General features: G+C 31.8%; 4 protein-coding genes. All 4 read right to left on the reverse strand.

Going from position 1 to position 7,329, the window contains the following annotated elements; translation table 11 throughout:
- Positions 1–39 precede the first annotated feature (39 nt).
- From QVO42_RS04995 to lepB, 4 genes are read right to left on the reverse strand one after another with little or no spacing between them, the layout of a single operon-like run.
- Positions 40–1,341 (reverse strand): SpaA isopeptide-forming pilin-related protein, encoded by a 1,302-nt coding sequence (locus tag QVO42_RS04995; RefSeq protein ID WP_022425056.1) that lies wholly within the window; start codon positions 1,339–1,341, stop codon positions 40–42.
- Positions 1,301–1,588 (reverse strand): hypothetical protein, encoded by a 288-nt coding sequence (locus QVO42_RS05000; protein ID WP_022425057.1) that lies wholly within the window; start codon positions 1,586–1,588, stop codon positions 1,301–1,303. Before QVO42_RS05000 ends, QVO42_RS04995 begins: the two co-directional genes overlap by 41 nt.
- Positions 1,585–6,345: a SpaA isopeptide-forming pilin-related protein gene (locus QVO42_RS05005; protein WP_022425058.1), complete on the reverse strand. Its 4,761-nt coding sequence runs from the start codon at positions 6,343–6,345 to the stop codon at positions 1,585–1,587. Before QVO42_RS05005 ends, QVO42_RS05000 begins: the two co-directional genes overlap by 4 nt.
- Positions 6,346–6,364: 19 nt before the next feature.
- Positions 6,365–6,913: a signal peptidase I gene (gene lepB, locus QVO42_RS05010; protein ID WP_022425059.1), complete on the reverse strand. Its 549-nt coding sequence runs from the start codon at positions 6,911–6,913 to the stop codon at positions 6,365–6,367.
- Between the last annotated feature and the right edge of the window lie 416 nt (positions 6,914–7,329).

The raw sequence follows: 7,329 nt of genomic DNA on the forward strand, positions 1-7,329 counted from the left end.
GGGAATGAAGATCATTCCCTAAATAATATATTTATATAATTAGTTAGTTCCTTCTTTTCTCTTAGAGAATAATACTATACCAGAAGCTAAAACTAAAATAGAACCTACAACATAGATTAATGTTGTACCCATACCACCGGTACTAGGTAATAATGAACCTGTGTTGTTTTGAACTTTTACTTCATCAACACTCTTATCAGACACTGTGATTATTTGCTTACCATTTTCATCAGTTCCAACAACAATCTTAATAGGTTCAGAGATTTTGTTGTAACCTTTTGGTGCTTCTGTTTCTTTGAGATAGTAAGTATCTGCTTGTAAACCTTGAATTGTAAAATGTCCAAGATCAGGAGATACTAAAGTTGTAGTTGCAGCTGCACTTGTCTGATCAGCAGCATAAGTATATTTTTTACCAGCTTGAGTGAATTTGATTGCATCTGATTCATCTGCATTTTTATTTTTTAATAAAATGAACTTCGCACCTGCAAGACCTACATCATTTCCAGTGTATTTGAATACTGGAATACCATAAGTATAAGTTTTTGTTTCAGATTCATCAGTCTTTAAATTGTTGTCACCATATGTTAAATATGTTGTGTTCTTCATTGCAGTGTTAATAGGTGCATCATCCTTTACTATTGCAACATATTCTACATAAATTGTTGTTATTTCTTTACTATCAATAGCTACTTTATTTTCAGAATAGAATTTATCAGTAAATTTTAGTTCGAAAGTACAGTTATCACCTAGTTCAGATTGAGTAACAACAAAATCTCCATTAGATTGACCTAAACTTTGATGAGTCAAATTTACATTTTTATTGTCTTTATTTTTATAATAAACATGTCCAACATAAACAAATTGTAAATTTTTATCCATAATATCATGTAAAACATAGTTTTTAGCACCAGGTTTTACGTTAATAGTTGTTTGGAATCCTACGTCTTTTCCAACGTTCACAGAGTTCATCTTTTTATCTTCACTTATTACACCACCCTCTATAATTAACTTGTTAACGCTTGGATTATCATGCTTGTTGCTAATTGTAGCATCTGGATTTGTAGTTGTAATAGCACAAGCTGTTCCTGAAGTTGATTCAACTACATAGTAACCTAAATCTAAACCATCAAATACAACTGAAGTTGTTGTAGTTTTAGAAGTTGCTATTGCAGTTACAGATTTTGTTGGTTTAACATCACTGTTTGCGTGCACAAAATCAATTGCATCAATTGCAAGCTGACGAACTGCATTATCGTTACTTAAATTTTTCTTAAGTATCACATAATTATCAGAATTTGTCTCAAAAAAAATCGGCACCTTTGCCTGTGGTAACAAATTCATCCCATTTATCACCAGTTTTCTTATATGAATAAGCATTATTAGCTTTACCATAACTTTCAAGTGACAAGATCTTATACACCTTATATGTGTCTCCTACGACTGCCTTTTGAAGTGTAATACTACCTTTTTCTTTTGTTGCAGTTGTTGCTGCAGCAGACGTATCATCTACCGCATTAACACCAGTAGCCATTGAAATAATCATCACAAAAGTGCAGACAATAGCTAAAATTCTTTTCATTAATTTCATTTCCCTCTCTCCTCTTCTCTTATCTTCTTCTCGCGATTTTTATATATGATCAACTGAACAATAAAACTAGTTCCTACCAGTACTAGTCCTAATTGTCTGTAAATCAGGGTTAATCGGCTACCTGAAGAAGGTAGCTTCTTTGTACGGAGACTATTAGTCACTATGACTTCATCTCCTATAGCTGCCTTACTTGTAGATTCTTTATTTACTTTATAATCTACGACATAAGGTAGTTTATTCACTGTTACTTCTTGAGAAGTATCAGCGATTGGATTACCTTCATCATCTAATTCAAATACATAATATGTAGTATCTAGATCAAGATTGATGAACTTCATGTACTTCTCTTCTGTTTCACCTGTACTATAAGTAATAGTTTTTACTTGTAGTGGTGAACCAGTCCCTTCTGAATTGTCATATAGTCCAAATGTATATGTTCCACTCACTGGTTTGTGAGAAGTACCCGCTGCATTATTAATAAATGCTTTTTTAACTACTATACCTTTCTGAGAGTTATATATAGTTAAGTTAAAATCTGTAGATGAGTATGCGACTTTATATTTCTTATTTGATTGTTTATCAAAATAAGCAATACATTGTTTTACATAGTCTGTATAATCATCACTATTCTTTTTATCTACACAGATAATATAGTAAGAACTATCGTCCTCCACATATCCATCCGGTGTATTTTTTTCCTTTACTTCATATATTTTGTTATAGGAAGTCACAAATGGTGCTTTTACAGTAAATACTCCATTTACTGTTTGACCACTTGTTGTCTTTTGAGTACGTTGAATAGTATCTCCTTTTAATTCACATTCATATATATCAAATGTGACCCCACTCATTGGATTCGCATTATCCTGATCAATCTTCTTAATAGAAAGTTCAGGGTTTTCTGTACTTGTAGTACTTCCACCTGCATTTAAATTGTATTTAAAGTCAGGTATGACATCATTTTTACCACCATTACTACCATATGACTTCCAATAAACCTTATTAGATACTTTGGATGTTGTATCTGGTGGAATGTTGACGGTGACTGTATAAATAATAATGATTTTCTTTTCATTAGGAATTGAGATTTCTAAAGTATTAGTTTCTGGATTAAATGCTTTTTCTATATCTACGGTTTCTCCAGCATCATCTTTTGCTTCAATACTTGTGATATCTAATTCTAATGTATCGCCTAACTCATCTACTAAAGTCAGCTTATTGCCATCATTAGATGGAAGCTTTTGTGCAAGAGTATTGGCAGTAATTGTATATTTGATTGTTTGTCCTTTAAAAGTATCTGGATGACTTTTATCTAAGCTATTCTTCTGAAGTGCTGCGGTGGAGCTAGCGGTTGCTAAATGTTCTTCTCCATTCTCATCCTGGAGAGTTACCTTATTCGCAAATGTCTTAGACTCACCACCTAGTAAGACTTTAGAATCAGTCACACGACAGACAACCTGTACATCGATAGAACATTCATCTCTTGTATGTTTATTCTCAAATTCACCTAGTTTAATAAGAGCTTTATTTGTAGTCTTATTATAGTAATAGGTTGTATTTTGACTTTGTCCGTTGTCATTCGTTGCTGTATTGGAATACTGCTTCCAATCATCACCTAAACCATCTATTGCTTTAGATACAACAGATCCTGCTTTAGTACCATGCCACTTGATACGTATATATCCTAACTCCATACCTTCTGGAATATCTTCTAATACTCGGTAGTCTCCTTTTAAGTCACCTGCATAATTGACTTTAAAGACCCAAGAAGCATATATACCATTACCAGTTGTCTGGTCTAATATATTTTTTGCTATTTTATTTGTGTTTTTATCTGTACCGGGTGTAAGAATAGTGGCCTGTTTTCCATCATAACTAAATGTACAGTTAAATTCCTTCAATAAATCTCCTCCACCATGAAGAGATTGAGTCGCATCATTTCGTTTATTAAATGATTTATCTGTCGTATCTTTTAATAACACTTCATTCTTGTAATCAAATGTTGTACGATTGACTGTTGGAATCTTGGAAGGTTCTGTTTTCACAATAATATAGATATTTTCATCATTTTCTAGATTGATTGTTTGTTTTGCAGTCAGTGTTAATTCACTCTTTTTGTTTTCACTAAAGTTCTTATTGTTTGTATATTCCTGATCAAATAACTCACTTTTATCTTTTAAGCCTTTATTTGAGTCTAAGAACTCTTGATAGTTCTTACATGCACCCACCTGTTTTGTAAGCTTTCCTTGATAGATACCTGCAACAGAATCAGAATGCAAATAAGAATCAGTGATGTTGTTTTCTTTTACTACTGCATCTCTAATTTGAGTTCCTTCCCTAATAGCTGATCCATTGACTTCAATAACCCAATAGAATGCACCATTTTCCCAAGTAGTCGCATTTTCTACTGGTCTTTCATAATACCAGGCACTCTTATTTACATTCAGGTTATAGAAACCATTGACCTGTGTTGTTTGAGAGGCTGTTTTATTATTGAATTTAAAGGTTTGATCACCTTTTACTACATCTCCATTTAATGTAAATGTATTAGTCGCTTTAATTTGACCAATTTCACTTAAATCTTTTGTTTGTGCATAGTATTCAAAACGATAACCATAACTGTTTGACCAGCCAAGCTCAGAGAGCTTTAATTCAAATAATTTCTGTTTGTCTATCTCTAACCATTTAGATTCTTTATCTTTATAGGTATTATAACTTTCATCGTATTCATAAGCTGTAATCTTTACATAACCAACATAATGCATAATATCAGAACTTAATGCATCCTTTAAGGTTGCATGAGTGATATCAAATTGATTCTGTGATTGATTCAAATTAACAGTATACTTATAACTTCCTTGTGGAACTACAAAACTATTGACTGAAGAATCTTTTTCATAACCATTATTCTTCTTTACATAGACATCTGAATTCATCTGGATTGTTTGCTCGTTTGAAGTAAGATTACTATCTTTGATTTTTTGAATCCATGTATAGTCATTCAGAGTAAGTTTTGCAATTGTTCGATCCAACATACCTGCGACTTTCTTTGCGTTATCTGCATCATTCGCATATATATTTTGGATTAATACTTGTCCTGCCTGCATTGCCGCATAGACTTCTGGTTTAATCTTAAGTTTATATGTTACATAATATGAATCACCTGGATTAATAGTAATAGGATGGTTTTCTGTACCACTTAACTTAAAACGTTTTGAATTACCATCATATGTATCTTTGTAGTTCGTACCATTTGTTTCCCATTGGACCTTATATAAAGAAGAATCAATAATCGTATCTGTGCTTCCTACAATTTGATGTAACTCTATAGAATTCTGCATATAAGAGATATAAGGTAACATCTTATTATCGTTCGCAAATCCACTATAATTTAAATAATCAAAGAATGCATAATTCTTTAAAGGATAGTTACTATTCGCATTTAAAGTGAAGTTTAATCTATATTGAACGATATAGTTTCCATCTTGATCCTTTGTATACTGTTTACCATTCGTAGAAATGATGTTTTTCGTCATACCATAGTTAATTGATGGAGTGAATGTTTTTTCAGAAGACCCCTTTAAGTATGTTTCATTACCTTTTTTATTAAGCACTGATGCTTTATTAGTAATATCCTTATTTCTGATATCTTGTTTATCAGTAAGTTTGACGTAGTAAGTCAATGTTCTTGATTCATTAGGAGCGAGTTGATCTACTGCCCAGACAATACTTCCCGGCTTGTTAATCTTAGTGCTATCAGTTACAGACTCAGGTATTTCTTTATCAGAATTAGGCTGATTCGTTAAATAAATCTGACCTGCTATATCTGTATTTCTTGTTTCATATGGCTTTTGTCCATCTTCTGTAATACCTAGTTCTGTAGGTGTATGAGAGATATCCCCTGCATAAGTGACTAGATTTTTATAAGTTGTAAACTTATCGACCACATAGACATTTTGACTGCCATCAGAACCTGCTGATACAGTGAGTGTATATTTGATATAATCACTGTTTGGATCTTTTGTATAAGACTTTTCTACTTTGACCTCACTGTACTTTTCTAAGTAGTGAGGACCATATTCCAATTTAATACTTCCATTAGGAAATGTAGCTTGTATAGAACCATTGTCTTTATCTAATGTACTCAAATCTACTTCTCCTTCTAAAAAGAAGTTTCCAGAAAGTGTTGCATGTTCACCTAGACTCTCTAAGAATTCTTTTGTATATGTGACTATAGCCTGTCCATTTTCTACATGAATTTTCCCAATTACTTTATTATTATCATCAATAATCGGTCTTTCTGTTGTACTTGTAGAACGGAAGAATTCAGGAAGATCATATGCAAAAAATCCTCCATATTGATTGTTTAGTATAGCAGCATGGATATTCTTGAATTCCACTTTAAGTTTAAGATATTTGGTATCAGGTGTAATAGTACCATTTTCTATACCATCGCTATTCTTATCTGTAGATACCTTTACAGATGCTATGTTGTTTTTCTTTAAGACATAGACGGGATGAGTAGACTCATCAACAGTAAGAAGTTGTAACGTTTCCTCTTCATCTAAATCAGATGATTGTGAATACGAAACATATGTGTAATTCTCTAAATTTTGTGTTTCAGCCCCAGCATAGGTTGTCAATACAAAGGCGGCACATAAGACAAAGACACATAATAAAGCATGTGTTAAGCGTTTATATTTTTTCTTATAGGCATTTAAATTTCTTGCATGTTTAAAATATTGAACAACTTTCATACGCTAAGGCGCCTCCTTTCTATTGAACTATTCTAAATTTATTGAGTGGCCAAATACTAAAAACTACGACTCCTTCTATTTCATCTTCTGAGATATCCCCTATGACTGAACTTCTTGAATCAACAGAGACTTCTCTTTCATCTCCTATACAAAACCAATGAGATTGGTCTACTTGATGAGGTAAGCTAATATCACATTTGCCTAAAGACAATTCTTCTACATAATCTTCTTTGATGCTTTTATGATCAACTGATACCTTACCATTCAGATCAATGTCAACGTATTGCCCCTGACCTGCAATCACACGCTTTACAAATAATTTATTCTTCTTTCTATAAGCAACTATATCTCCTGTCTGGACTTTCTTCTTTTTAAGGACAATCACAATTTGTCCCGCATCAATAGTTGGTGACATAGAAGAACTCTGAATTCTAAGTACAGATATCCATTGCGTCGCTATTAAGAAAGAGAATGCTATTACAACAATTAAAACAATGATCTTATGTAATTTCTTTGATTGTTTTTTAGACTTTTCTTTTTCTATATGAATTGACTCAGTTTTATCCATAATTTCATTCCAATCTCATTTAATTGCAACATTTATGTTAACCTACTTTAATAATAGTTATATCCGAAACAGTGGGTTTAATATAATATTTTTTCATGGACGTTTCAAGAAATATGACACAAAAATCAAGGCTTTTTTACATATTTTTATTGTAAAACATTTAAAATTATGTTAAGTAACATATTTACAATTTTTGTTTTATTGTTTTGAATTTACATAACGAAATTATTGCGTATTTATCGTTGTTTTTTTGATTTTAAAACAACATCTGATGTTACGCCTTTACGAAATATGTATCAAATATTATGTATGAAAATATTTTTTATATAATAAAAACACGCCTTTATAGCGTGTTAAATAAATATTGGTGTTGAAATTTTTTACATAAAAAAAGGACCTGGCAGCTTGCTATTGTC

This window comes from Catenibacterium sp. CAG:290, assembly GCF_000437715.1.
In the GTDB taxonomy this organism is placed as follows: domain Bacteria; phylum Bacillota_I; class Bacilli_A; order Erysipelotrichales; family Coprobacillaceae; genus Catenibacterium; species Catenibacterium mitsuoka_A.